Below are 1,440 nucleotides of genomic sequence, written 5' to 3'. Positions count from 1 at the left end.
GTTGAAATACACTCAACACCACCAACTCTGGGTGAGCCAATTTAATTTCCCTTTAGAATTTGCGACGGGGCTCGACCCGCCGAAATGCGAACACCAGCGTTCGGCAAACTCACCATTCGGGAAACGGGACGGAAATGGACAGGCATCGTCTACCCCTAGTGAACACCCTACAGCCAGCCAGCAGCAAAACACACCCCAGCCACACATCTGCAGACACTATGGCCAGTGTGGGGGGGGGGAGGGGCAACAGGGGCAGAGCAGCTTTCTCCTCTTGCTTTGACCTGGGACACCCAATCCTCCCCTCCAGATATTGCTTCTAGTACTATCATCACTAAACCTACCATCACCATGAGGACAAGTGCTGCCTCAGAACCTCAATGCATGTTTGACCTACACAGTGGTTACTCAGGGTGGTGTAGAGGGGTAGTAACACATCCTGATGATACTAGTGATCACAGGATGAAAAGGAGGAAGGTAATTGTGCATGATCATCCTATTCCTCCTGATCAGGACGACCAGGATGCTATCAGAGCATGGCTAGAAGGGCCAGATAACCCTAATGATGATGACCATCCTCATCACCCACCTCCGCATGCACCCATTGAGGACAGTGGGGGGAGGAGTGGTGATTATGAGGATGATGATGAAGGTGATGGTAACCAGAGTGATAGCAGCAGCACTGACATGCCACTAGGAGCCACTGCTAATGATTTCCAAGATTCAGATCATGATCTTGCTTATCATGTCAATCACTACCAACCTGACACACAGTGGGATGATGATGGTCCCACTCAGGAGCATGCTGAGCTCACTACAGAACCCTTCTGTAGACTGAGCAGCTGCATGCTTCATCACCTCAATAAGGGCACTCCCCGCTCAAGAGCGGGGAGTGACTATGCAAGGACCCCAGTGCCTCTCCACCCATCAGGTGTGAAGCCTGGGGGTCCACCTTGCATTAACCCTGCCTGTGGTCAACCTTCAGAAGGTGACCACCCTCCAGTGAAACATGGCCCCATGGCCTACAGTAGGGGTAGTCAGGGTGAATCTAGGGGACCTCCCTTATTCACCCTGCCTCTTTCTATTGAGGGCAGGCCTGGTTCCACTGACAGCCCTTTCAAAGATGGGATCATCAGAACCACTGTGCCGATTGCATTAACTGAGAGTCAACTCAACCAAGACCCAACCCAAAAACTCCTGGGCCTAATGGTCCAGCAACAGGGGGACATGTTGTCTTTGCTTCATACAGGAGATTCCTTCAATCTCAGCAAAAAAAACCGTGGAGGAATTTCAAGCTCAGATCAGCTTGTCCGTACAGTTGCCCAGATGGAAGAATACAGCCAATACATACTAGCCCATGGACTGTCCATGCGCGATGTTTGTCGCTCGCTCCATAAGCTGTGGTACGACCCCCTCTCAATTTTTTGTCTCCCTCTGCATCTC

Annotated in this window: 1 protein-coding gene; it reads left to right on the top strand. The window is 51.3% G+C overall.

Translation table 11 applies throughout. From position 1 onward, the window contains the following. Positions 1-1,140 precede the first annotated feature (1,140 nt). On the top strand, positions 1,141-1,440 hold a 300-nt coding region (locus ACN0IC_RS15425; RefSeq protein WP_416879637.1), incomplete at its 3' end, for a hypothetical protein.

The organism is Litorimonas sp., from assembly GCA_029936425.1.
Taxonomy (GTDB): Bacteria; Pseudomonadota; Alphaproteobacteria; order Caulobacterales; family Maricaulaceae; genus Litorimonas.
This window is presented reverse-complemented; position numbering and strand designations above follow the sequence as displayed.